The sequence below is a fragment of the Escherichia sp. E4702 genome, assembly GCF_963883545.1.
Classification (GTDB): domain Bacteria; phylum Pseudomonadota; class Gammaproteobacteria; order Enterobacterales; family Enterobacteriaceae; genus Escherichia.
Map to the genome: position 1 here is coordinate 16284 of NZ_CAWORF010000035.1, position 24981 is coordinate 41264.

23 protein-coding genes are annotated in these 24981 nt (G+C 50.0%); 22 read left to right on the forward strand and 1 reads right to left on the reverse strand.

The window, feature by feature from the left end:
- Positions 1-190: 190 nt before the first annotated feature.
- The 22 genes from mnmG (at position 191) to phoU (ending at position 24139) form a co-directional block, all read left to right on the forward strand.
- Positions 191-2080, forward strand: a complete 1890-nt coding sequence (gene mnmG, locus AACU94_RS20435; protein WP_130206830.1) for a tRNA uridine-5-carboxymethylaminomethyl(34) synthesis enzyme MnmG — start codon at positions 191-193, stop codon at positions 2078-2080.
- Between the two features lie 63 nt (positions 2081-2143).
- Positions 2144-2767, forward strand: coding sequence for a 16S rRNA (guanine(527)-N(7))-methyltransferase RsmG (gene rsmG / locus AACU94_RS20440; protein ID WP_033804388.1), 624 nt, complete (start codon positions 2144-2146; stop codon positions 2765-2767).
- A 616-nt stretch (positions 2768-3383) separates the two neighbouring features.
- Positions 3384-3764, forward strand: coding sequence for a F0F1 ATP synthase subunit I (gene atpI, locus AACU94_RS20445; RefSeq protein ID WP_130206826.1), 381 nt, complete (start codon positions 3384-3386; stop codon positions 3762-3764).
- Between the two features lie 8 nt (positions 3765-3772).
- On the forward strand, positions 3773-4588 hold the full coding sequence (atpB, locus tag AACU94_RS20450; RefSeq protein ID WP_000135618.1) for a F0F1 ATP synthase subunit A: 816 nt from the start codon (positions 3773-3775) through the stop codon (positions 4586-4588).
- Between the two features lie 46 nt (positions 4589-4634).
- Entirely contained in the window at positions 4635-4874 is a 240-nt protein-coding gene (atpE, locus tag AACU94_RS20455; protein WP_000429386.1) for a F0F1 ATP synthase subunit C, read from the forward strand.
- Positions 4875-4935: 61 nt separating this feature from the next.
- Positions 4936-5406 carry a F0F1 ATP synthase subunit B gene (gene atpF / locus AACU94_RS20460; RefSeq protein ID WP_001052219.1) on the forward strand — a complete coding sequence of 157 codons (471 nt, stop codon included), beginning with the start codon at positions 4936-4938 and terminating at the stop codon, positions 5404-5406.
- Positions 5407-5420: 14 nt separating this feature from the next.
- Positions 5421-5954, forward strand: coding sequence for a F0F1 ATP synthase subunit delta (atpH, locus tag AACU94_RS20465; RefSeq protein ID WP_001288587.1), 534 nt, complete (start codon positions 5421-5423; stop codon positions 5952-5954).
- Between the two features lie 12 nt (positions 5955-5966).
- Entirely contained in the window at positions 5967-7508 is a 1542-nt protein-coding gene (atpA, locus tag AACU94_RS20470; RefSeq protein WP_001176745.1) for a F0F1 ATP synthase subunit alpha, read from the forward strand.
- 50 nt (positions 7509-7558) lie between these two features.
- Positions 7559-8422: a F0F1 ATP synthase subunit gamma gene (atpG, locus tag AACU94_RS20475; RefSeq protein ID WP_130215078.1), complete on the forward strand. Its 864-nt coding sequence runs from the start codon at positions 7559-7561 to the stop codon at positions 8420-8422.
- A gap of 26 nt (positions 8423-8448) precedes the next feature.
- Positions 8449-9831 carry a F0F1 ATP synthase subunit beta gene (gene atpD, locus AACU94_RS20480; RefSeq protein ID WP_000190506.1) on the forward strand — a complete coding sequence of 461 codons (1383 nt, stop codon included), beginning with the start codon at positions 8449-8451 and terminating at the stop codon, positions 9829-9831.
- Between the two features lie 20 nt (positions 9832-9851).
- Positions 9852-10271: a F0F1 ATP synthase subunit epsilon gene (locus AACU94_RS20485; protein ID WP_001251965.1), complete on the forward strand. Its 420-nt coding sequence runs from the start codon at positions 9852-9854 to the stop codon at positions 10269-10271.
- 387 nt (positions 10272-10658) lie between these two features.
- Positions 10659-12029 carry a bifunctional UDP-N-acetylglucosamine diphosphorylase/glucosamine-1-phosphate N-acetyltransferase GlmU gene (gene glmU, locus AACU94_RS20490; RefSeq protein ID WP_130261122.1) on the forward strand — a complete coding sequence of 457 codons (1371 nt, stop codon included), beginning with the start codon at positions 10659-10661 and terminating at the stop codon, positions 12027-12029.
- Positions 12030-12191: 162 nt separating this feature from the next.
- Entirely contained in the window at positions 12192-14021 is a 1830-nt protein-coding gene (glmS, locus tag AACU94_RS20495; protein WP_130215082.1) for a glutamine--fructose-6-phosphate transaminase (isomerizing), read from the forward strand.
- Positions 14022-14332: 311 nt separating this feature from the next.
- Positions 14333-14905, forward strand: a complete 573-nt coding sequence (lpfA-O113, locus tag AACU94_RS20500; RefSeq protein WP_135403727.1) for a long polar fimbria major subunit LpfA-O113 — start codon at positions 14333-14335, stop codon at positions 14903-14905.
- A gap of 47 nt (positions 14906-14952) precedes the next feature.
- Entirely contained in the window at positions 14953-15684 is a 732-nt protein-coding gene (lpfB-O113, locus tag AACU94_RS20505) for a long polar fimbrial chaperone LpfB-O113 (RefSeq protein ID WP_135488530.1), read from the forward strand.
- Between the two features lie 24 nt (positions 15685-15708).
- A complete protein-coding gene (lpfC-O113, locus tag AACU94_RS20510; RefSeq protein ID WP_130222519.1) occupies positions 15709-18231 on the forward strand; it encodes a long polar fimbrial usher protein LpfC-O113 in 2523 nt (840 codons plus the stop codon).
- A 10-nt stretch (positions 18232-18241) separates the two neighbouring features.
- Positions 18242-19312, forward strand: coding sequence for a fimbrial protein (locus AACU94_RS20515; protein WP_135488531.1), 1071 nt, complete (start codon positions 18242-18244; stop codon positions 19310-19312).
- A 247-nt stretch (positions 19313-19559) separates the two neighbouring features.
- On the forward strand, positions 19560-20600 hold the full coding sequence (gene pstS, locus AACU94_RS20520; protein WP_000867162.1) for a phosphate ABC transporter substrate-binding protein PstS: 1041 nt from the start codon (positions 19560-19562) through the stop codon (positions 20598-20600).
- A gap of 85 nt (positions 20601-20685) precedes the next feature.
- Positions 20686-21645 (forward strand): phosphate ABC transporter permease PstC, encoded by a 960-nt coding sequence (gene pstC, locus AACU94_RS20525; protein ID WP_000741620.1) that lies wholly within the window; start codon positions 20686-20688, stop codon positions 21643-21645.
- The gene (pstA, locus tag AACU94_RS20530) at positions 21645-22535 is read left to right on the forward strand and encodes a phosphate ABC transporter permease PstA (protein ID WP_001251991.1); all 891 of its coding nucleotides are present in this window, start codon (positions 21645-21647) and stop codon (positions 22533-22535) included. Before pstC ends, pstA begins: the two co-directional genes overlap by 1 nt.
- A gap of 90 nt (positions 22536-22625) precedes the next feature.
- Complete coding sequence (pstB, locus tag AACU94_RS20535; RefSeq protein ID WP_000063126.1) at positions 22626-23399, forward strand: phosphate ABC transporter ATP-binding protein PstB; 774 nt, start codon at positions 22626-22628, stop codon at positions 23397-23399.
- A 14-nt stretch (positions 23400-23413) separates the two neighbouring features.
- Positions 23414-24139: a phosphate signaling complex protein PhoU gene (phoU, locus tag AACU94_RS20540; RefSeq protein WP_130206818.1), complete on the forward strand. Its 726-nt coding sequence runs from the start codon at positions 23414-23416 to the stop codon at positions 24137-24139.
- 59 nt (positions 24140-24198) lie between these two features.
- Here phoU and cbrC read toward each other — a convergent pair whose 3' ends face one another.
- Complete coding sequence (gene cbrC / locus AACU94_RS20545) at positions 24199-24786, reverse strand: PF03691 family colicin E2 tolerance protein CbrC (protein WP_130222515.1); 588 nt, start codon at positions 24784-24786, stop codon at positions 24199-24201.
- Between the last annotated feature and the right edge of the window lie 195 nt (positions 24787-24981).

The window sequence follows — 24981 nt, forward strand, 5'->3', positions numbered from 1 at the left end:
AAGCCAGATCCTTGTTATCCACAGGGCAGTGCGATCCTAATAAGAGATCACAATAGAACAGATCTCTAAATAAATAGATCTTCTTTTTAATACCCAGGATCCCGGGTCTTTCTCAAGCCGACAAAGTTGAGTAGAATCCACGGCCCGGGCTTCAATCCATTTTCATACCGCGTTATGCGAGGCAATCACCATGTTTTATCCGGATCCTTTTGACGTCATCATCATTGGCGGGGGTCATGCAGGCACCGAGGCCGCGATGGCCGCGGCGCGTATGGGTCAACAGACTCTGCTTTTGACACACAATATCGACACTCTGGGGCAGATGAGCTGCAACCCGGCGATCGGCGGTATTGGGAAGGGACATCTGGTAAAAGAAGTGGATGCACTCGGCGGTCTGATGGCGAAAGCGATCGATCAGGCAGGTATCCAGTTTAGGATACTAAACGCCAGCAAAGGGCCGGCGGTTCGCGCTACCCGAGCTCAGGCGGATCGTGTGCTCTATCGTCAGGCGGTACGCACGGCGCTGGAGAACCAACCGAATCTGATGATCTTCCAGCAGGCAGTTGAGGATCTTATTGTCGAAAACGATCGCGTGGTTGGTGCGGTCACCCAAATGGGACTGAAATTCCGTGCCAAAGCCGTCGTGCTCACCGTTGGGACGTTCCTCGACGGTAAAATTCATATCGGTCTGGATAATTACAGCGGTGGCCGTGCTGGTGATCCGCCATCCATTCCGCTTTCTCGCCGTCTGCGTGAACTGCCGCTGCGCGTTGGTCGTCTGAAAACCGGGACGCCGCCGCGTATCGATGCGCGCACTATCGACTTCAGCGTGCTGGCGCAACAGCATGGCGATAACCCAATGCCGGTATTCTCGTTCATGGGCAATGCGGCCCAGCATCCCCAGCAGGTGCCGTGTTATATCACCCATACCAACGAGAAAACCCATGATGTGATCCGCAGTAACCTCGATCGTAGCCCAATGTACGCAGGGGTGATCGAAGGTGTCGGCCCACGCTACTGCCCGTCGATCGAAGACAAAGTCATGCGCTTTGCCGACAGAAATCAGCATCAGATCTTCCTTGAACCGGAAGGGCTGACGTCTAACGAAATTTATCCGAACGGTATCTCCACCAGCCTGCCATTCGATGTGCAGATGCAAATCGTCCGCTCCATGCAGGGGATGGAAAATGCAAAGATCGTGCGTCCTGGTTATGCCATCGAATATGACTTCTTCGATCCGCGTGACCTGAAACCAACGCTGGAGAGTAAGTTTATCCAGGGGCTGTTCTTTGCTGGTCAGATTAACGGCACTACCGGTTATGAAGAAGCCGCTGCGCAAGGTTTGCTGGCCGGTCTTAACGCTGCCCGTCTGTCCGCAGACAAAGAAGGTTGGGCGCCTGCGCGTTCTCAGGCTTATCTTGGTGTGCTGGTGGACGACCTCTGCACGCTGGGTACCAAAGAACCGTACCGTATGTTTACCTCCCGCGCAGAATATCGTCTGATGCTGCGCGAAGATAACGCGGATCTGCGTTTGACTGAAATCGGTCGTGAACTGGGTCTGGTAGATGACGAACGCTGGGCGCGCTTTAACGAGAAGCTTGAGAACATCGAGCGTGAGCGTCAGCGCCTGAAGTCAACCTGGGTAACCCCGTCGGCGGAAGCGGCAGCCGAAGTGAATGCTCACCTGACTGCGCCGCTTTCCCGTGAAGCCAGCGGTGAAGATCTGCTGCGTCGTCCGGAAATGACGTATGAAAAATTAACCACGCTGACGCCGTTTTCCCCTGCGTTGACAGACGAACAGGCGGCGGAACAGGTTGAGATTCAGGTTAAATACGAAGGTTATATTGCGCGCCAGCAAGATGAGATCGAAAAGCAACAGCGTAACGAGAACACGCTGCTGCCTGCGACGCTGGATTACCGCCAGGTATCCGGTCTGTCTAACGAAGTGATCGCCAAACTTAACGATCACAAACCGGCCTCTATCGGTCAGGCTTCGCGTATTTCTGGCGTCACACCTGCGGCCATCTCCATTCTGCTGGTGTGGCTGAAAAAACAGGGTATGCTGCGTCGTAGCGCATAACGCATTAAAAATGCCAGGTAAGCACCCGCTTACCTGGCAACGCATCAAGAACAGGTAATCACCGTGCTCAACAAACTCTCTTCACTGCTGAAAGACGCAGGAATTTCGCTTACCGATCACCAGAAAAATCAGCTTATTGCCTACGTAAATATGCTGCATAAATGGAATAAGGCGTACAACCTGACCTCGGTCCGCGATCCTAACGAGATGCTGGTACGCCATATTCTCGACAGCATTGTCGTTGCTCCATATTTGCAAGGTGAGCGTTTTATCGATGTGGGAACCGGACCGGGGTTGCCTGGCATACCGCTTTCCATCGTGCGTCCTGAAGCCCATTTCACGCTGCTGGATAGCCTTGGTAAACGCGTGCGTTTCCTCCGTCAGGTGCAACATGAACTGAAACTGGAAAACATTGAACCAGTACAGAGCAGGGTAGAAGAGTTTCCGTCAGAGCCGCCGTTTGATGGCGTAATTAGCCGCGCTTTTGCGTCTTTGAACGATATGGTGAGCTGGTGCCATCATCTTCCTGGTGAGCAAGGCCGTTTTTATGCGTTGAAAGGTCAAATGCCGGAAGATGAAATCGCTTTGTTGCCCGAAGAATATCAGGTCGAATCAGTGGTTAAACTTCAGGTTCCCGCCCTGGATGGCGAACGTCATCTGGTGGTGATTAAAGCAAATAAAATTTAATTTTTATCAAAAAAATAATAAAAAATTGACCGGTTAGACTGTTAACAACAACCAGGTTTTCTACTGATATAACTGGTTACATTTAACGCCACGTTCACCATTTTGCATCAACAAAGTAACGTGGCTTTTTTTGGTAAGCAGAAAATAAGTCATTAGTGAAAATATCAGGCTGCTAAAAATTGGCGCTAAGAACCATAATTGTCTGTTAAAGTTTTATTAAGAATGTCAATGGGTGGTTTTTGTTGTGTAAATGCTATTTGTGAAAAGAGTATCTGTTTTTAGACTGAAATATCAGAAGCTTGCAAAGGCATCATTTGCCAAGTAAATAAATATGCTACGGGTGAACATGCTCGATATGTGATCTGAAGCACGCTTTACCACTAGTGTTTACGCGTTATTTACAGTTTTTCATGATCCACCACGGTTAGCAGAAAAGTCGCAATTGTATGCACTGGAAAAATATTTAAACATTTATTCACCTTTTGGCTACTTATTGTTTGAAATCACGGGGGCGCACCGTATAATTTGACCGCTTTTTGATGCTTGACTCTAAGCCTTAAAGAAAGTTTTATACGACACGCGGCATACCTCGAAGGGAGCAGGAGTGAAAAACGTGATGTCTGTGTCGCTCTTGAGTCGAAACGTTGCTCGGAAGCTTCTGCTCGTTCAGTTACTGGTGGTGATAGCAAGTGGATTGCTGTTCAGCCTCAAAGACCCCTTCTGGGGCGTCTCTGCGTTAAGTGGAGGCCTGGCAGTCTTTCTGCCTAACGTTTTTTTTATGATATTTGCCTGGCGTCACCAGGCGCATACACCAGCGAAAGGCCGGGTGGCCTGGACGTTCGCATTTGGCGAAGCTTTCAAAGTTCTGGCGATGTTGGTGTTACTGGTGGTGGCGTTGGCTGTTTTAAAGGCGGTATTCTTGCCGCTGATCGTTACGTGGGTTTTGGTGCTGGTGGTTCAGATACTGGCACCGGCTGTAATTAACAACAAAGGGTAAAAGGCATCATGGCTTCAGAAAATATGACGCCGCAGGATTACATAGGACACCACCTGAATAACCTTCAGCTGGACCTGCGTACATTCTCGCTGGTGGATCCGCATAACCCCCCAGCCACCTTCTGGACAATTAATATTGACTCCATGTTCTTCTCGGTGGTGCTGGGTCTGTTGTTCCTGGTTTTATTCCGTAGCGTAGCCAAAAAGGCGACCAGCGGTGTGCCAGGTAAGTTTCAGACCGCGATTGAGCTGGTGATCGGCTTTGTTAATGGTAGCGTGAAAGACATGTACCATGGCAAAAGCAAGCTGATTGCTCCGCTGGCCCTGACGATCTTCGTCTGGGTATTCCTGATGAACCTGATGGATTTACTGCCTATCGACCTGCTGCCGTACATTGCTGAACATGTACTGGGTCTGCCTGCACTGCGTGTGGTTCCGTCTGCGGACGTGAACGTAACGCTGTCTATGGCACTGGGCGTATTTATCCTGATTCTGTTCTACAGCATCAAAATGAAAGGCATCGGCGGCTTCACGAAAGAGTTGACGCTGCAGCCGTTCAATCACTGGGCGTTCATTCCTGTCAACTTAATCCTTGAAGGGGTAAGCCTGCTGTCCAAACCAGTTTCACTCGGTTTGCGACTGTTCGGTAACATGTATGCCGGTGAGCTGATTTTCATTCTGATTGCTGGTCTGTTGCCGTGGTGGTCACAGTGGATCCTGAATGTGCCGTGGGCCATTTTCCACATCCTGATCATTACGCTGCAAGCCTTCATCTTCATGGTTCTGACGATCGTCTATCTGTCGATGGCGTCTGAAGAACATTAATTTACCAACACTACTACGTTTTAACTGAAACAAACTGGAGACTGTCATGGAAAACCTGAATATGGATCTGCTGTACATGGCTGCCGCTGTGATGATGGGTCTGGCGGCAATCGGTGCTGCGATCGGTATCGGCATCCTCGGGGGTAAATTCCTGGAAGGCGCAGCGCGTCAACCTGATCTGATTCCTCTGCTGCGTACTCAGTTCTTTATCGTTATGGGTCTGGTGGATGCTATCCCGATGATCGCTGTAGGTCTGGGTCTGTACGTGATGTTCGCTGTCGCGTAGTAAGCGTTGCTTTTATTTAAAGAGCAATATCAGAACGTTAACTAAATAGAGGCATTGTGCTGTGAATCTTAACGCAACAATCCTCGGCCAGGCCATCGCGTTTGTCCTGTTCGTTCTGTTCTGCATGAAGTACGTATGGCCGCCATTAATGGCAGCCATCGAAAAACGTCAAAAAGAAATTGCTGACGGTCTTGCTTCCGCAGAACGAGCACATAAGGACCTTGACCTTGCAAAGGCCAGCGCGACCGACCAGCTGAAAAAAGCGAAAGCGGAAGCCCAGGTAATCATCGAGCAGGCGAACAAACGCCGCTCGCAGATTCTGGACGAAGCGAAAGCTGAGGCAGAACAGGAACGTACTAAAATCGTGGCCCAGGCGCAGGCGGAAATTGAAGCCGAGCGTAAACGTGCCCGTGAAGAGCTGCGTAAGCAAGTTGCTATCCTGGCTGTTGCTGGCGCCGAGAAGATCATCGAACGTTCCGTGGATGAAGCTGCTAACAGCGACATCGTGGATAAACTTGTCGCTGAACTGTAAGGAGGGAGGGGCTGATGTCTGAATTTATTACGGTAGCTCGCCCCTACGCCAAAGCAGCTTTTGACTTTGCCGTCGAACACCAAAGTGTAGAACGCTGGCAGGACATGCTGGCGTTTGCCGCCGAGGTAACCAAAAACGAACAGATGGCAGAGCTTCTCTCTGGTGCACTGGCGCCAGAAACGCTCGCCGAGTCGTTTATCGCAGTTTGTGGTGAGCAACTGGACGAAAACGGTCAGAACCTGATTCGGGTTATGGCTGAAAATGGTCGTCTTAACGCGCTCCCGGATGTTCTGGAGCAGTTTATTCACCTGCGTGCCGTAAGTGAGGCTACCGCTGAGGTAGACGTCATTTCCGCTGCTGCATTGAGTGAACAACAGCTCGCGAAAATTTCTGCTGCGATGGAAAAACGTCTGTCACGCAAAGTTAAGCTGAATTGCAAAATCGATAAGTCTGTAATGGCAGGCGTTATCATCCGAGCGGGTGATATGGTCATTGATGGCAGCGTACGCGGTCGTCTTGAGCGCCTTGCAGACGTCTTGCAGTCTTAAGGGGACTGGAGCATGCAACTGAATTCCACCGAAATCAGCGAACTGATCAAGCAGCGCATTGCTCAGTTCAATGTTGTGAGTGAAGCTCACAACGAAGGTACTATTGTTTCTGTAAGTGACGGTGTTATCCGCATTCACGGCCTGGCCGATTGTATGCAGGGTGAAATGATCTCCCTGCCGGGTAACCGTTACGCTATCGCACTGAACCTCGAGCGCGACTCTGTAGGTGCGGTTGTTATGGGTCCGTACGCTGACCTTGCCGAAGGCATGAAAGTTAAGTGTACTGGCCGTATCCTGGAAGTTCCGGTTGGCCGTGGCCTGCTGGGTCGTGTGGTTAACACTCTGGGTGCACCAATCGACGGTAAAGGTCCGCTGGATCACGACGGCTTCTCTGCTGTAGAAGCAATCGCTCCAGGCGTTATCGAACGTCAGTCCGTAGATCAGCCGGTACAGACCGGTTATAAAGCCGTTGACTCCATGATCCCAATCGGTCGTGGTCAGCGTGAATTGATCATCGGTGACCGTCAGACCGGTAAAACCGCACTGGCTATTGATGCCATCATCAACCAGCGCGATTCCGGTATCAAATGTATCTATGTCGCTATCGGCCAGAAAGCGTCCACCATTTCTAACGTGGTACGTAAACTGGAAGAGCACGGCGCACTGGCTAACACCATCGTTGTGGTAGCAACCGCGTCTGAATCCGCTGCACTGCAATACCTGGCGCCATATGCCGGTTGCGCAATGGGCGAATACTTCCGTGACCGCGGTGAAGATGCGCTGATCATTTACGATGACCTGTCTAAACAGGCTGTTGCTTACCGTCAGATCTCCCTGCTGCTCCGTCGTCCGCCAGGACGTGAAGCATTCCCGGGCGACGTATTCTACCTCCACTCTCGTCTGCTGGAGCGTGCTGCGCGTGTTAACGCCGAATACGTTGAAGCCTTCACCAAAGGTGAAGTGAAAGGGAAAACCGGTTCTCTGACCGCACTGCCGATTATCGAAACTCAGGCGGGTGACGTTTCTGCGTTCGTTCCGACCAACGTAATCTCCATTACCGATGGTCAGATCTTCCTGGAAACCAACCTGTTCAACGCCGGTATTCGTCCTGCGGTTAACCCGGGTATTTCCGTATCCCGTGTTGGTGGTGCAGCACAGACCAAAATCATGAAAAAACTGTCCGGTGGTATCCGTACCGCTCTGGCACAGTATCGTGAACTGGCAGCGTTCTCTCAGTTTGCATCCGACCTTGACGATGCAACGCGTAAGCAGCTTGACCACGGTCAGAAAGTGACCGAACTGCTGAAACAGAAACAGTATGCGCCGATGTCTGTTGCGCAGCAGTCTCTGGTTCTGTTCGCAGCAGAACGTGGTTACCTGGCGGATGTTGAACTGTCGAAAATCGGCAGCTTCGAAGCCGCTCTGCTGGCTTACGTCGACCGTGATCACGCTCCGTTGATGCAAGAGATCAACCAGACCGGTGGCTACAACGACGAAATCGAAGGCAAGCTGAAAGGCATCCTCGATTCCTTCAAAGCAACCCAATCCTGGTAACGTCTGGCGGCTTGCCTTAGGGCAGGCCGCAAGGCATTGAGGAGAAGCTCATGGCCGGCGCAAAAGAGATACGTAGTAAGATCGCAAGCGTCCAGAACACGCAAAAGATCACTAAAGCGATGGAGATGGTCGCCGCTTCCAAAATGCGTAAATCGCAGGATCGCATGGCGGCCAGCCGTCCTTATGCAGAAACCATGCGCAAAGTGATTGGTCACCTTGCGCACGGTAATCTGGAATATAAGCACCCATACCTGGAAGAACGCGACGTTAAACGCGTGGGCTACCTGGTGGTGTCGACCGACCGTGGTTTGTGCGGTGGTTTGAACATTAACCTGTTCAAAAAACTGCTGGCGGAAATGAAGACCTGGACCGACAAAGGCGTTCAATGCGACCTCGCAATGATCGGCTCGAAAGGTGTGTCGTTCTTCAGTTCCGTGGGCGGCAATGTTGTTGCCCAGGTTACAGGCATGGGAGATAACCCTTCCCTGTCCGAACTGATCGGTCCGGTAAAAGTGATGTTGCAGGCCTACGACGAAGGCCGTCTGGACAAGCTTTACATTGTCAGCAACAAATTTATTAACACCATGTCTCAGGTTCCGACCATCAGCCAGCTGCTGCCGTTACCGGCATCAGATGATGATGATCTGAAACATAAATCCTGGGATTACCTGTACGAACCCGATCCGAAGGCGTTGCTGGATACCCTGCTGCGTCGTTATGTCGAATCTCAGGTTTATCAGGGCGTGGTTGAAAACCTGGCCAGCGAGCAGGCCGCCCGTATGGTGGCGATGAAAGCCGCGACCGACAATGGCGGCAGCCTGATTAAAGAGCTGCAGTTGGTATACAACAAAGCTCGTCAGGCCAGCATTACTCAGGAACTCACCGAGATCGTCTCGGGGGCCGCCGCGGTTTAAACAGGTTATTTCGTAGAGGATTTAAGATGGCTACTGGAAAGATTGTCCAGGTAATCGGCGCCGTAGTTGACGTCGAATTCCCTCAGGATGCCGTACCGCGCGTGTACGATGCTCTTGAGGTGCAAAATGGTAATGAGCGTCTGGTGCTGGAAGTTCAGCAGCAGCTCGGCGGCGGTATCGTGCGTACCATCGCAATGGGTTCCTCCGACGGTCTGCGTCGCGGTCTGGATGTAAAAGACCTCGAACACCCGATCGAAGTCCCGGTAGGTAAAGCGACTCTGGGCCGTATCATGAACGTACTGGGCGAACCGGTCGACATGAAAGGCGAGATCGGTGAAGAAGAGCGTTGGGCGATTCACCGCGCAGCACCTTCCTACGAAGAGCTGTCAAACTCTCAGGAACTGCTGGAAACCGGTATCAAAGTTATCGACCTGATGTGTCCGTTCGCTAAGGGCGGTAAAGTTGGTCTGTTCGGTGGTGCGGGTGTAGGTAAAACCGTAAACATGATGGAGCTTATTCGTAACATCGCGATCGAGCACTCCGGTTACTCTGTGTTTGCGGGCGTAGGTGAACGTACTCGTGAGGGTAACGACTTCTACCACGAAATGACCGACTCCAACGTTATCGACAAAGTATCCCTGGTGTATGGCCAGATGAACGAGCCGCCGGGAAACCGTCTGCGCGTTGCTCTGACCGGTCTGACCATGGCTGAGAAATTCCGTGACGAAGGTCGTGACGTTCTGCTGTTCGTTGACAACATCTATCGTTACACCCTGGCCGGTACGGAAGTATCCGCACTGCTGGGCCGTATGCCTTCAGCGGTAGGTTATCAGCCGACCCTGGCGGAAGAGATGGGCGTTCTGCAGGAACGTATCACCTCCACCAAAACCGGTTCTATCACCTCCGTACAGGCAGTATACGTACCTGCGGATGACTTGACTGACCCGTCTCCGGCAACCACCTTTGCGCACCTTGACGCAACCGTGGTACTGAGCCGTCAGATCGCGTCTCTGGGTATCTACCCGGCCGTTGACCCGCTGGACTCCACCAGCCGTCAGCTGGACCCGCTGGTGGTTGGTCAGGAACACTACGACACCGCGCGTGGCGTTCAGTCCATCCTGCAACGTTATCAGGAACTGAAAGACATTATCGCCATCCTGGGTATGGATGAACTGTCTGAAGAAGACAAACTGGTGGTAGCGCGTGCTCGTAAGATCCAGCGCTTCCTGTCCCAGCCGTTCTTCGTGGCAGAAGTATTCACCGGTTCTCCGGGTAAATACGTCTCCCTGAAAGACACCATCCGTGGCTTTAAAGGCATCATGGAAGGCGAATACGATCACCTGCCGGAGCAGGCGTTCTACATGGTCGGTTCCATCGAAGAAGCTGTGGAAAAAGCCAAAAAACTTTAACGCCTTAATCGGAGGGTGATATGGCAATGACTTACCACCTGGACGTCGTCAGCGCAGAGCAACAAATGTTCTCTGGTCTGGTCGAGAAAATCCAGGTAACGGGTAGCGAAGGTGAACTGGGAATTTACCCGGGCCACGCACCGCTGCTCACCGCCATTAAGCCTGGTATGATTCGCATCGTGAAACAGCACGGTCACGAAGAGTTTATCTATCTGTCTGGCGGCATTCTTGAAGTGCAGCCTGGCAACGTGACCGTTCTGGCCGACACCGCAATTCGCGGACAGGATCTCGACGAAGCGCGAGCCATGGAAGCGAAACGTAAGGCTGAAGAGCACATTAGCAGCTCTCACGGCGACGTAGATTACGCTCAGGCGTCTGCGGAACTGGCCAAAGCGATCGCGCAGCTGCGCGTTATCGAGTTGACCAAAAAAGCGATGTAACACCGGCTTGAAAAGCACAAAAGCCAGTCTGGAAACAGGCTGGCTTTTTTTTCGCGCGCCGCAGCGAGATTGGTTCTGCTATATCCTGCGCATTTTTATATCCCGCAATTAAACTCGTTTTTATAATTACGCGAAATCCTTCGCTGATTTTCCTGTTTATTCATTGATCGAAATAAGAGCAAAAACATCAGTCTGACGCTTAAATGAAGGTGGTGTCTTACTTTTATGAAGACAAAAGGCGTGACGATGGTCGAAAATGGCTCTTTCGCCAGCGGGGATAATCCGTTATTGAGCAATTTATCCCCTGTCCATTTCACGATGAAAAAAATGTAGTTTTTTCAATGTGAAGCGGTTTAAATTCGTTCTCAAATTACAGTCAGGACGCGTATGTTGAATAATGCTATGAGCGTAGTGATCCTTGCAGCAGGCAAAGGCACTCGCATGTATTCCGATCTTCCGAAAGTGCTGCATACCCTTGCCGGGAAAGCGATGGTTCAGCATGTCATTGATGCCGCGAATGAATTAGGTGCAGCGCACGTTCACCTGGTTTACGGCCACGGCGGCGATCTGCTTAAACAGGCGCTGAAAGATGACAACCTGAACTGGGTGCTTCAGGCAGAACAGCTGGGTACGGGTCATGCAATGCAGCAGGCCGCACCTTTTTTTGCCGATGATGAAGACATTTTAATGCTCTATGGCGACGTGCCGCTGATCTCTGTTGAAACACTCCAGCGCCTGCGAGATGCTAAACCGCAGGGCGGCATTGGCCTGCTGACAGTGAAACTGGATGATCCGACCGGTTATGGACGTATCACCCGTGAAAACGGCAAAGTTACCGGCATTGTTGAGCACAAAGATGCCACCGACGAGCAGCGTCAAATTCAGGAAATCAACACTGGCATTCTGATCGCCAACGGCGCAGATATGAAACGCTGGCTGGCGAAGCTGACCAACAATAACGCTCAGGGTGAATACTACATCACCGATATTATTTCGCTGGCGTATCAGGAAGGACGTGAAATCGTTGCCGTTCACCCGCAACGTTTAAGCGAGGTTGAAGGCGTGAATAACCGTCTGCAACTCTCTCGTCTGGAGCGCGTTTACCAGTCCGAACAGGCTGAAAAACTGTTGTTAGCAGGCGTTATGTTGCGCGATCCAGCCCGTTTTGATCTGCGCGGTACGCTAACTCACGGGCGCGATGTTGAAATTGATACTAACGTTATCATCGAGGGCAACGTTACTCTCGGTAATCGCGTGAAAATCGGCACCGGATGCGTGATTAAAAATAGCGTGATTGGCGATGATTGCGAAATTAGCCCGTATACCGTAGTGGAAGATGCTAATCTGGCAGCAGCCTGTACCATCGGCCCGTTTGCCCGTCTGCGCCCCGGTGCTGAGTTGCTGGAAGGCGCACACGTCGGTAACTTCGTTGAGATGAAAAAAGCGCGTCTGGGTAAAGGTTCGAAAGCCGGTCATCTGACTTACCTGGGCGATGCGGAGATCGGCGATAACGTTAACATCGGTGCGGGAACCATTACCTGCAACTATGATGGAGCGAATAAATTCAAAACCATTATCGGCGATGATGTCTTTGTCGGTTCCGACACCCAGCTGGTGGCTCCTGTAACGGTGGGTAAAGGTGCGACGATTGCTGCCGGTACAACTGTGACGCGTAATGTTGGCGAAAACGCCCTGGCGATCAGCCGTGTGCCGCAGTCGCAAAAAGAAGGCTGGCGTCGTCCGGTAAAGAAAAAGTAATTCTGGCTGGGTAAATCCGGCCTCCAGGGATGAGGAGATAACATAATCTCCCTCCCACAAGCAGTAACTATAAAAATAACCCCACTCTCTACAAGGCTCGGGGCGCCCGAAAAAACGGGCATACAGGTTGACCGACAACGATATAAACCGGAATCAAAAACTATGTGTGGAATTGTTGGCGCGATCGCGCAACGTGATGTAGCAGAAATCCTTCTTGAAGGTTTACGTCGTCTGGAATACCGCGGATATGACTCTGCCGGTCTGGCCGTTGTTGATGCGGAAGGTCATATGACCCGCCTGCGTCGTCTCGGTAAAGTACAGATGCTGGCTCAGGCAGCGGAAGAACATCCTCTGCATGGCGGTACGGGTATTGCTCATACTCGCTGGGCGACGCACGGCGAACCTTCAGAAGTGAATGCGCATCCGCATGTTTCTGAACACATTGTGGTGGTGCATAACGGCATCATCGAAAACCATGAACCGCTGCGTGAAGAGTTAAAAGCCCGTGGCTATACCTTCGTGTCTGAAACCGACACCGAAGTGATTGCGCACCTGGTGAACTGGGAACTGAAACAGGGCGGCACTCTGCGTGAAGCTGTTCTGCGCGCTATTCCGCAGCTGCGTGGCGCTTATGGCACGGTAATTATGGATACCCGTCACCCGGATACCCTGTTGGCGGCACGTTCTGGTAGTCCACTGGTGATTGGCCTCGGTATGGGCGAAAACTTTATCGCTTCTGACCAGCTGGCGCTGCTGCCGGTGACCCGTCGCTTTATCTTCCTCGAAGAGGGCGATATCGCTGAAGTAACTCGCCGTTCGGTAACCATCTTCGATAAATCTGGCGCGGAAGTGAAACGTCAGGATATCGAATCCAATCTGCAATATGACGCGGGCGATAAAGGTATTTACCGTCACTACATGCAGAAAGAGATCTACGAACAGCCTAACGCGATCAAAAACACCCTTACCGGGCGCATCAGCCACGGTCAGGTAGATTTGAGCGAGCTGGGGCCGAACGCCGACGAACTGTTGTCGAAGGTTGAGCATATTCAGATCCTTGCCTGCGGTACTTCTTACAACTCCGGTATGGTTTCCCGTTACTGGTTTGAATCGCTGGCTGGTATTCCGTGCGACGTCGAAATCGCTTCTGAATTCCGCTATCGCAAATCTGCCGTGCGTCGTAACAGCCTGATGATCACCTTGTCACAGTCTGGCGAAACCGCAGATACCCTGGCTGGCCTGCGTCTGTCGAAAGAGCTGGGTTACCTTGGTTCGCTGGCAATCTGTAACGTTCCGGGGTCTTCTCTGGTGCGTGAATCCGATCTGGCGCTGATGACCAACGCAGGTACGGAAATTGGCGTGGCCTCCACCAAAGCCTTCACCACCCAGTTAACCGTGCTGCTGATGCTGGTGGCGAAACTGTCTCGCCTGAAAGGTCTGGATGCCTCCATTGAACATGATATCGTGCATGGTCTGCAGGCGCTGCCGAACCGTATTGAGCAAATGCTGTCTCAGGACAAACGCATTGAAGCCCTGGCAGAAGATTTCTCTGACAAACATCACGCGCTGTTCCTGGGACGTGGCGATCAGTACCCAATCGCGCTGGAAGGCGCATTGAAGCTGAAAGAAATCTCTTACATTCACGCTGAAGCCTACGCTGCGGGCGAACTGAAACACGGTCCGCTGGCGCTGATTGACGCGGATATGCCGGTTATCGTCGTTGCACCGAACAACGAACTGTTGGAAAAACTGAAATCCAACATTGAAGAAGTTCGTGCGCGTGGCGGTCAGTTGTACGTCTTCGCCGATCAGGATGCAGGTTTTGTCGGTAGCGATAACATGCACATCATCGAGATGCCGCATGTAGAAGAGGTGATTGCACCGATCTTCTACACCGTTCCGCTGCAGCTACTGGCTTACCATGTCGCGCTGATCAAAGGTACCGACGTTGACCAGCCGCGTAACCTGGCAAAATCGGTAACGGTTGAGTAAAACAGAACACGCATAATGAAAGGGTTGCCATCTGGCGGCCCTTTTTTTTCATAAATAACATTAATAAAATTATGATTTATATATTAGGCAATATGAATATATTCTGATTTGTTTTTAATGTCTGATTGCACACTTGATTTTATACATTTTTTATAATATTTAAATAATAAATTTATATTCAAATTCAAATAATTAATATTATTTTTAGCTAATTTTATTTCGTTGATGTAGTATGTCCGCGAATCATAAACACACTTATTAATATAAGTGATGATTCAGGTTAAAGGATATATTATATCAATGGAGTTTCTATGAAACGTAATATTATAGGTAGTGCACTCACTCTGGCTTCTTTAATGTTGGCCGGGCATGCACTGGCAGAGGATGGTGTTGTTCATTTTGTCGGTGAAATTGTCGACACTACTTGTGAAGTTACCTCCGATACAGCCGATCAAACCGTTCCACTGGGTAAAGTCAGCAAAAGCGCATTTTCAGGTGTAGGTAGTCTGGCGTCACCACAGCAGTTCAGTATTAAACTTGAAAAGTGCCCGGCAACCTACACTCAGGCAGCCGTTCGTTTTGATGGTACCGAAGCGCCTGGCGGAGACGGTGACCTGAAAGTAGGTACACCAATTACTGCGAGCGATCCGGGTGATTATACTGGCACAGGAGCTGCAATAGTTGCTACTGGCGTCGGCATCCGTATTTTTAACCAGTCCGATAATTCGCAGGTTAAACTTTATAACGACTCTGCTTATACCGCTATCGACGCTGAAGGCAAGGCAGAAATGAAGTTTATTGCACGCTATGTGGCAACCAATGTGACCGTAACGGCGGGTACGGCGAACGCTGATTCACAATTTACCGTCGAATATAAGAAATAATTTATCAAGGGCCTTTTTATTCAGTTGGCTTTGGCCAGGGAGTCGTTATGTCCAGAAAAAGTTGTTTAATCAGGCTCTTTAAAACAACAGTTTCATGTAAGTTATTTATCGCTATTATACTAAGCCTTTTTCTAGGCCAGTCAGCATTAACCTATGCAGGTGTTGTCATTGGCGGTACGCGGGTAGTTTACTTAAGTAATAATGCCGATAAATCTATTTCTGTATTTAGCAAAGAAGAAAAAATACCTTACCTCATCCAGGCTTGGGTAGATCCGTTTAATAAAGAGGATAAAAGTAAAGCTCCGTTTACCGTTATTCCTCCGGTATCACGATTAGAACCCGCGCAAGAAAAAGTATTACGCATTATTCACACCAAAGGTGTGTCATTGCCTGATGATCGCGAGTCAGTCTTCTGGCTGAATATTAAAAATATTCCGCCCTCTGCGAGCAACAAAGCGGCGAACTCGCTAGAAATCGCAGTCAAAACGCGTATCAAGCTGTTCTGGCGACCAGCAAATATCCGCCTTATTCCCGAAGATGCTGCACCGAAGGTGAAGTGGCGCCGGGAAGGGCGAAATCTCATAGCAGAGAATCCCAACCCAATTCATATCAGTGTGATGGATGTCATCGTTGATGGTCATGATGTGCCTCTCAACATGATCCGTCCTTTTGAAACGCTCACGTTACCTTTACCTGCTAATTCTGCGGGAGGCCAAATGACCTGGCGATTTATTAATGATTACGGCGCAGTCAGTGACCCGATAAAAATGATGCTGTAAGCAAGGGATAAGGATAGGCGTATTATGATGACGACCAGAATAGTGGTTGGCCTCACGGCAGGGACGTGTCTGATTTTCTCGCAAAGCCTGATGGCCGAGGTCAGTGTATTCAATCCGGCGCTTCTGGAAATCGACCATAAATCCGAAGTCGATATTCGTCAGTTTAACCGGGCAAATATGATGCCTCCTGGCGTTTATAGCGTTGATATTTTTATTAATGGGAAAATGTTTGAACGTCAGGATGTTACTTTTGTTCAGGATAACCCCGATGCCGATCTACACGCCTGCTTTATTGCCATTAAAAAAACGCTGGCCTCTTTTGGCGTAAAAGTTGATGCCTTGAAGTCGCTCAATAACGTGGATGAAACGACCTGCCTTGATCCTGCGCCACGTATTGAAGGCTCATCCTGGCAGTTCGACAGTGATAAATTACAACTGAATATATCCATTCCCCAAATCTACATGGACGCGATGGCTTTTGATTACATAAGCCCCACGCGTTGGGATGAGGGGATTAACGCGCTCACTATCAACTACGATTTTTCTGGTTCACATACCCTGCGTTCGGATTATGGTTCTGAGGAGACAGATACCAGTTATCTCAATTTGCGCAACGGGCTGAATATTGGGTCATGGCGGCTACGTAATTACAGTACCTTAAACACCACTGATGGTCGGGCGGAATACAACTCTATCAGCACCTGGATACAGCGTGATATTGCGGCATTAAGAAGCCAGATTATGATCGGCGATACGTGGACGGCGAGCGATATTTTTGACAGTACACAAATCCGCGGAGCACGCCTGTATACCGACAACGACATGTTACCTGCCAGCCAGAATGGGTTTGCGCCAGTAGTTCGGGGAATTGCAAAATCCAATGCCACTGTCATCATTCGCCAGAATGGCTACGTGATTTATCAATCTGCCGTTCCACAAGGTGCCTTTGAAATCACCGACCTCAACACTGCCAGCACAGGTGGCGATCTGGACGTGACTATCAAAGAAGAAGATGGTAGCGAACAACGATTCACTCAACCTTATGCCTCTTTGGCGATCCTCAAACGTGAAGGTCAGACCGATGTTGATGTCAGTGTGGGGGAATTGCGCGATGAAGATGGCTTTACCCCTGATGTTCTTCAGGCACAGATCCTTCATGGTTTTCCCCATGGTTTTACATTGTATGGTGGCATACAGGCTGCTGAAAATTATGGTTCTGCCGCTCTGGGCGTGGGTAAAGATCTAGGTTCTCTGGGCGCAATTTCTTTTGATGTGACACATGCCCGCGCGAAATTTAGTCATGATGATACGGAAACCGGTCAGTCTTATCGCTTTCTGTATTCGAAACGTTTTGATGATACGGATACCAGCTTGCGCCTGGTTGGCTATCGTTACTCCACCGAAGGCTATTATACCCTCAATGAATGGGCGTCCCGGCGTAATAATCCTGAAGATTTTTGGGAAACCGGTAACCGCCGCAGCCGTGTGGAAGGAACGCTAACGCAATCACTGGGCAGAGATTATGGCAACTTATATCTGACATTAAGTCGCCAACAGTACTGGCATACCGATGATGTTGAACGATTAATGCAATTTGGCTACAGCAGTAGCTGGAAGCGTCTCTCGTGGAACGTCTCCTGGAGTTATTCCAATACTGCCCGGCAGGGGACGGGTAACAACCATGCCAGTGATAACACCAGTGAGCAGATCTACATGCTCTCTTTATCTGTTCCTTTATCGGGCTGGTGGGGAAATAGTTACGCCACCTATTCTGTTTCACAAAACGATAATTCCGGTAGCTCACATCAACTTGGACTCAGTGGTACGGCTCTGGAGAGAAATAATCTTTCCTGGAATTTAATGCAGTCCTATAACAGCCGTGATGATGAAGTCGGCGGTAATATGTCACTGACCTATGACGGAACTTACGGCACAGTGAACGGCAGTTATAACTACAGCCAAAATTCCCAGCGACTTAATTATGGTATCAGGGGCGGCATTCTGGCGCACAGTGAAGGAGTAACGTTAAGCCAGGAATTGGGTGAAACAATCGCTCTCGTTAAAGCGCCAGGGGCCGCCGGTTTGGAAATCGATAATATGCGTGGTGCAGCAACGGACTGGCGTGGCTATACGGTCAAGACACAGCTAAACCCTTATGATGAAAACCGGGTAGCAATCAGCGATAACTATTTCTCGAAGTCGAATATAGAACTTGATAATACCGTCGTTACGATGGTTCCCACCCGTGGCGCGGTGGTTAAAGCAGAATTTGTTACCCACGTGGGCTATCGCGTTCTTTTCAGAGTAATGAATGCAAAAGGTAAGCCAGCACCTTTTGGCGCTATTGCTTCTGTACAAAATACAAGCTCTGCTGATTCAGGAATTGTCGGTGACCAGGGAGAACTTTATCTCTCGGGCCTTCCTGAAAAGGGGCAGGTGATGCTCTCCTGGGGTGAAAATGCCGTCACTAAATGCACCTTCGATTATTCCCTTTCAATACCAGAAAGTGAGAGCGGCTTAATTGAACAAGGTGTGACATGTCATTAAAAGGATTTTTATGAATAAGTATATTATACAGTGGTGCTTTGCTGTCTTTATCTTCTCCTTTAGTGGCGTGGCACTTGCGGCCCCAAAAGGTATCTGCACTTCAGATAATGGGGCCTTTCATAGCACACTTGATTTTTCAGGCTATCTGATTACGGCAGACGAGAACAGAGTGGGAGAGACCTTTAATAAAACCGTGACAAATGGGGACACTTATCCTGCTCACTGCCATTGTGATACAGGGAAAGTGGGGGAGTTTCCTTATATTTACTATACAGCGAGAATAAACGAGGCCTTAAGTTATGCGGGTGTTCGTTCTAATGTAAACTACTTTAATTTGAATCCTAATTTGGATGTTGGAATATCGATAGACCTTCTCGGTGTAGGATACATTAATGCACCTTTTGAATACCATGCTAACAGGCCTACTGGAGGTTCATATAAATGTAGTCGCACGGACCCATTAAGTATTTCCAGTGGTGCAAAAGCAATAATTTATTTTTATATTAAGAAGACTTTTGCTGGAAAGTTAATTATTCCTGAAACTCTCGTGGCGAAATTGTACGGAACCATAAGCCGTGACACTCCGGTTGATTACTCACAACCTATGGCGGATGTTTATATTCGTGGCGATATCACTGCACCGCAAAGCTGTGAAATTAACAGTTTAAGACCCATTAATTTTGATTTTAAAGAAATTCCTGCGGCAGATTTTTCTTCGGTAGCTGGAAGTACCGTGACAACGCATAAAATTACCAAAACCGTCACCATTGAGTGTGAAAATTTAGGAATACTAAATACTGATGATATCAGTACATCTTTTTATGCTACCGAACCCAGTACTGACAACTCAATGGTCGTGACATCAAACCCGAACGTTGGGATTAAAATTTATGATAAAAATAATAAGGAAATCAATGTTAACGGTGGTGAACTGCCGACAGATATGGGTAAATCAACCGTCTTTGGTGAAAAAGCAGGTAGCGTCACTTTTTCTGCTGCTCCTGCAAGCCTTACGGGGGCTCGCCCCGCGCCAGGAACATTTACCGCGACTGCAACGATAACAATTGAGATTGTACGCTAAACGAACTGACAGCGGTGTTCCTCACACCGTTGTCATCTTACGCATTTTTGTCCGCGAGTTTTCACTCTGCATGACAAAAAGGTGACATTACTTTTCTTTTTCTTAGTCAATAAAATCAAAAAGTTAACTAATAATTCTGATTTGTCATAAAACTGTCATATTCCATACATATAACTGTCACCTGTTTGTCCTATTTTGCTTCTCGTAGCCAACAAACAATGCTTTATGAATCCTCCCAGGAGACATTATGAAAGTTATGCGTACCACCGTCGCAACTGTTGTCGCCGCGACCTTATCGATGAGTGCTTTCTCTGTGTTTGCAGAAGCAAGCCTGACAGGCGCAGGTGCAACCTTCCCTGCGCCGGTGTATGCCAAATGGGCTGACACTTACCAGAAAGAAACCGGTAATAAAGTTAACTACCAGGGTATCGGTTCTTCCGGTGGCGTAAAACAGATTATCGCTAATACCGTTGATTTTGGTGCCTCTGACGCGCCGCTGTCTGATGAAAAATTGGCTCAGGAAGGCCTGTTCCAGTTCCCGACCGTGATTGGCGGCGTGGTGCTGGCGGTTAACTTACCGGGTCTGAAATCTGGCGAACTGGTGCTGGATGGTAAAACCCTCGGCGATATCTACCTGGGCAAAATTAAAAAGTGGGATGATGAAGCCATCGCCAAATTGAATCCGGGTCTGAAGCTGCCTTCACAGAATATCGCAGTAGTGCGCCGTGCAGATGGCTCCGGGACTTCCTTCGTCTTCACCAGCTACCTGGCGAAAGTGAACGAAGAGTGGAAAAACAACGTTGGTACTGGCTCTACCGTAAAATGGCCGATTGGTCTGGGTGGTAAAGGTAACGACGGTATCGCCGCGTTCGTTCAGCGTCTGCCGGGTGCAATTGGTTACGTTGAATATGCTTACGCGAAGCAGAACAACCTGGCGTACACCAAACTGATCTCCGCTGACGGTAAACCGGTTAGTCCGACCGAAGAAAACTTCGCTAATGCAGCAAAAGGTGCAGACTGGAGCAAAACATTCGCTCAGGATCTGACCAACCAGAAAGGCGAAGATGCGTGGCCTATTACCTCTACCACGTTCATTCTGATCCACAAAGATCAGAAGAAACCAGAACAAGGCACAGAAGTGCTGAAGTTCTTCGACTGGGCGTACAAAACCGGGGCTAAACAGGCGAACGATCTGGATTATGCCAGCCTGCCGGATAGCGTAGTTGAACAGGTTCGCGCTGCGTGGAAGACCAATATTAAAGACAGTAGCGGTAAGCCGCTGTACTAATAAAACTCCAGGCCGGATGAGGCGTTAACGCCGCATCCGGCATTACAAAATGACTTTGTAAACGCGTTTAACTGAAGAGTAACTTATGGCTGCAACCAAGCCTGCTTTTAACCCACCGGGTAAAAAGGGCGACATAATTTTCAGCGTGCTGGTAAAACTGGCGGCGCTGATTGTGCTATTGATGTTGGGTGGCATTATTGTCTCTCTGATCATCTCCTCCTGGCCGAGCATTCAGAAATTTGGTCTGGCTTTCCTGTGGACCAAAGAGTGGGATGCGCCGAACGATATCTACGGGGCGCTGGTACCGATCTACGGTACGCTGGTGACTTCGTTTATCGCGCTGCTGATCGCCGTTCCGGTGAGTTTCGGTATAGCCCTGTTCCTGACCGAGCTTGCGCCTGGCTGGCTGAAACGCCCGCTGGGTATCGCCATTGAGTTGCTGGCTGCCATTCCAAGTATCGTTTACGGCATGTGGGGTCTGTTTATCTTCGCGCCGCTGTTCGCCGTTTACTTTCAGGAGCCGGTCGGCAATATCATGTCGAATATCCCGATTGTCGGCGCGCTGTTCTCCGGTCCGGCATTTGGTATCGGTATCCTCGCGGCAGGCGTGATCCTCGCCATCATGATTATTCCGTACATTGCGGCGGTAATGCGCGATGTGTTCGAACAAACCCCGGTGATGATGAAAGAGTCGGCCTACGGTATTGGCTGCACCACCTGGGAAGTTATCTGGCGTATTGTTCTTCCGTTCACCAAAAATGGGGTAATCGGCGGCATTATGCTGGGTCTGGGGCGCGCGCTCGGTGAAACGATGGCGGTGACCTTTATCATCGGTAACACCTACCAGCTCGACAGCGCCTCGCTGTACATGCCGGGCAACAGTATCACCTCTGCACTGGCCAACGAATTTGCCGAAGCGGAATCCGGTCTGCACGTTGCCGCACTGATGGAACTGGGCCTGATCCTGTTTGTGATTACCTTCATCGTCCTCGCCGCATCGAAGTTTATGATTATGCGCCTGGCTAAGAATGAGGGGGCACGCTAATGGCTATGGTTGAAATGCAAACCACTGCGGCGCTTGCTGAATCCCGCCGCAAAATGCAGGCGCGTCGCCGCCTCAAGAACCGTATTGCACTGACGCTCTCAATGGCGACGATGGCCTTCGGTCTGTTCTGGCTGATCTGGATTTTAATGTCCACCATCACTCGCGGTATCGATGGTATGTCGCTGGCGCTGTTCACTGAAATGACACCGCCGCCCAATACGGAAGGCGGTGGTCTGGCGAACGCCCTGGCAGGTAGCGGGCTGTTAATTTTGTGGGCCACGGTATTCGGTACGCCGCTGGGCATTATGGCGGGGATTTATCTGGCTGAATATGGTCGTAAATCCTGGCTGGCAGAAGTGATTCGCTTCATTAACGACATTCTGCTCTCTGCGCCATCGATTGTGGTTGGTCTGTTTGTTTACACCATTGTGGTGGCGCAGATGGAGCACTTCTCCGGCTGGGCGGGTGTGATTGCACTGGCGCTATTACAGGTGCCGATTGTTATCCGCACCACCGAGAACATGCTGAAACTGGTGCCGGACAGCCTGCGTGAAGCGGCTTATGCGCTGGGTACGCCGAAGTGGAAGATGATCTCCGCGATTACGCTGAAAGCGTCGGTGTCCGGGATTATGACCGGTATCCTGCTGGCGATTGCCCGTATTGCTGGTGAAACCGCGCCGCTGCTGTTTACCGCGCTCTCCAACCAGTTCTGGAGCACGGACATGATGCAACCGATCGCCAACCTGCCGGTAACGATCTTTAAGTTTGCGATGAGTCCGTTTGCGGAATGGCAGCAACTGGCCTGGGCCGGGGTGTTGATCATTACCCTGTGCGTACTGCTGCTGAACATTCTGGCGCGCGTTGTATTTGCGAAGAATAAACACGGTTAACACTTTGCCGGATGCGGCGTGAACGCCTTATCCGGCCTACGGTAAGCCTGATTAGCGAAGTGCATCAGGCACGATGAGGAAAAGATTGCAATGAGTATGGTTGAAACTGCCCCGAGTAAAATTCAGGTTCGTAATTTGAACTTCTACTACGGCAAATTCCATGCCCTGAAAAACATCAACCTGGATATCGCTAAAAACCAGGTTACGGCGTTTATCGGGCCGTCCGGCTGCGGTAAATCGACGCTGCTGCGTACCTTCAACAAAATGTTTGAACTGTACCCAGAGCAGCGCGCGGAAGGTGAAATTCTGCTCGATGGCGACAACATTCTGACCAACACTCAGGATATCGCTCTGCTGCGTGCGAAAGTGGGCATGGTGTTTCAGAAACCGACGCCGTTCCCGATGTCCATTTACGACAACATCGCTTTTGGCGTGCGTCTGTTTGAGAAGCTCTCCCGTGCTGACATGGACGAGCGAGTGCAGTGGGCATTGACCAAAGCTGCATTGTGGAACGAAACCAAAGATAAATTGCACCAGAGCGGTTACTCTCTCTCTGGCGGTCAGCAACAGCGTCTGTGTATTGCGCGTGGTATCGCCATTCGCCCGGAAGTGCTGCTGCTCGACGAACCGTGTTCGGCGCTCGACCCCATTTCTACCGGGCGTATTGAAGAGCTGATCACCGAACTGAAGCAGGATTACACCGTGGTGATCGTCACCCACAACATGCAGCAGGCTGCGCGTTGTTCCGACCACACGGCGTTTATGTACCTGGGCGAATTGATTGAGTTCAGCAACACGGACGATCTGTTCACCAAGCCAGCGAAGAAACAAACAGAAGACTACATCACCGGTCGTTACGGTTGATTCAGGAGTGCGTTATGGACAGTCTCAATCTTAATAAACATATTTCCGGCCAGTTCAACGCCGAACTGGAAAGTATCCGCACGCAGGTGATGACCATGGGCGGCATGGTGGAGCAGCAGCTTTCTGATGCAATCACCGCGATGCATAACCAGGACAGCGATCTGGCGAAGCGCGTGATCGAAGGCGACAAGAACGTCAACATGATGGAAGTGGCGATCGATGAAGCCTGCGTGCGCATTATTGCCAAACGTCAGCCGACGGCGAGCGACCTGCGTCTGGTGATGGTGATCAGTAAAACCATTTCCGAACTGGAGCGTATTGGCGACGTGGCGGATAAAATCTGTCGCACTGCACTGGAGAAATTCTCCCAGCAGCATCAGCCGTTGCTGGTAAGCCTGGAATCACTGGGGCGTCACACTATCCAGATGTTGCACGACGTGCTGGACGCGTTTGCGCGTATGGATATTGACGAAGCGGTGCGTATTTATCGTGAAGATAAAAAAGTCGATCAGGAGTACGAAGGGATTGTTCGTCAGTTGATGACCTACATGATGGAAGATTCGCGCACCATTCCGAGCGTACTTACCGCGCTGTTTTGCGCACGTTCAATCGAACGTATTGGTGACCGCTGCCAGAATATCTGCGAATACATCTTCTACTACGTGAAGGGTCAGGATTTCCGTCACGTCGGCGGCGATGAGTTGGATAAATTGCTGGCAGAGAAAGATTCGAAAGCGTAACGCTAAGCGTGCGCTGCACCTGGCTCTCTGCCCGGTAAAACTTACCGGGCAGAGTAGCATTACGAAAAATCGCCCCACAGTCTCAGCTTACCGCAGTGGAGACAGCGGAACAGATAACCCTGACAATCACCGCCGTTTTGCAAACATTTAGCTAGATCTGAATTTTTAATACCGAAATTTTCACAATCTTCTTCAAGATTGGCAAATTCATCGAGGCGATCTTTTATCTCATTCCAGCCCACATAGCCGATAAAAGCACAGAAATCGCCACAATGTGCGAGCCAGAATTCCTGCTGCCATCCATGATAACCTGGCGTGCGTTCAACCAACTCTTTCAGCATTTCGTCAGGATATGTGTTCTTAACACCGGCAAATTCGTCCTCTTCATCATACTCAAATTCAACGCCTTCAATGTTTGTATCATCCTGAAAACTACCTGCAAACTTTTCTGCCGCAGAACCGTCCGCAATGCACCACGGACAGAGATATTCAACTTCATCAACACAATAAAAAGGACCAGAGTAATAAACTGACGTCGGTTGTTCACAGCAATCGCACTCTACGGTTTTATCCTGCTTAAATGCGCCTGTTTCCAGTGGTTTTGGATGATATTTGAATAGGGGTAACGGCCTGATATTTTGAGTCATAGAAACATCCTGTCTGCTTTTGAGTAGCTTAAAGATAAAGCATCCCGCTTAGCGTAAAGAGTCTGTTTCAGGATATTAAATACCGAATCCTGGTAGACGCGTGATGCATTACCCGACGTTGAACTGACATATCAAACTCCCTTTGCTTACCTTTGAGCGCCTTGCCGGGCGGGGTAAGTGAAGGGAGTTTGAAGC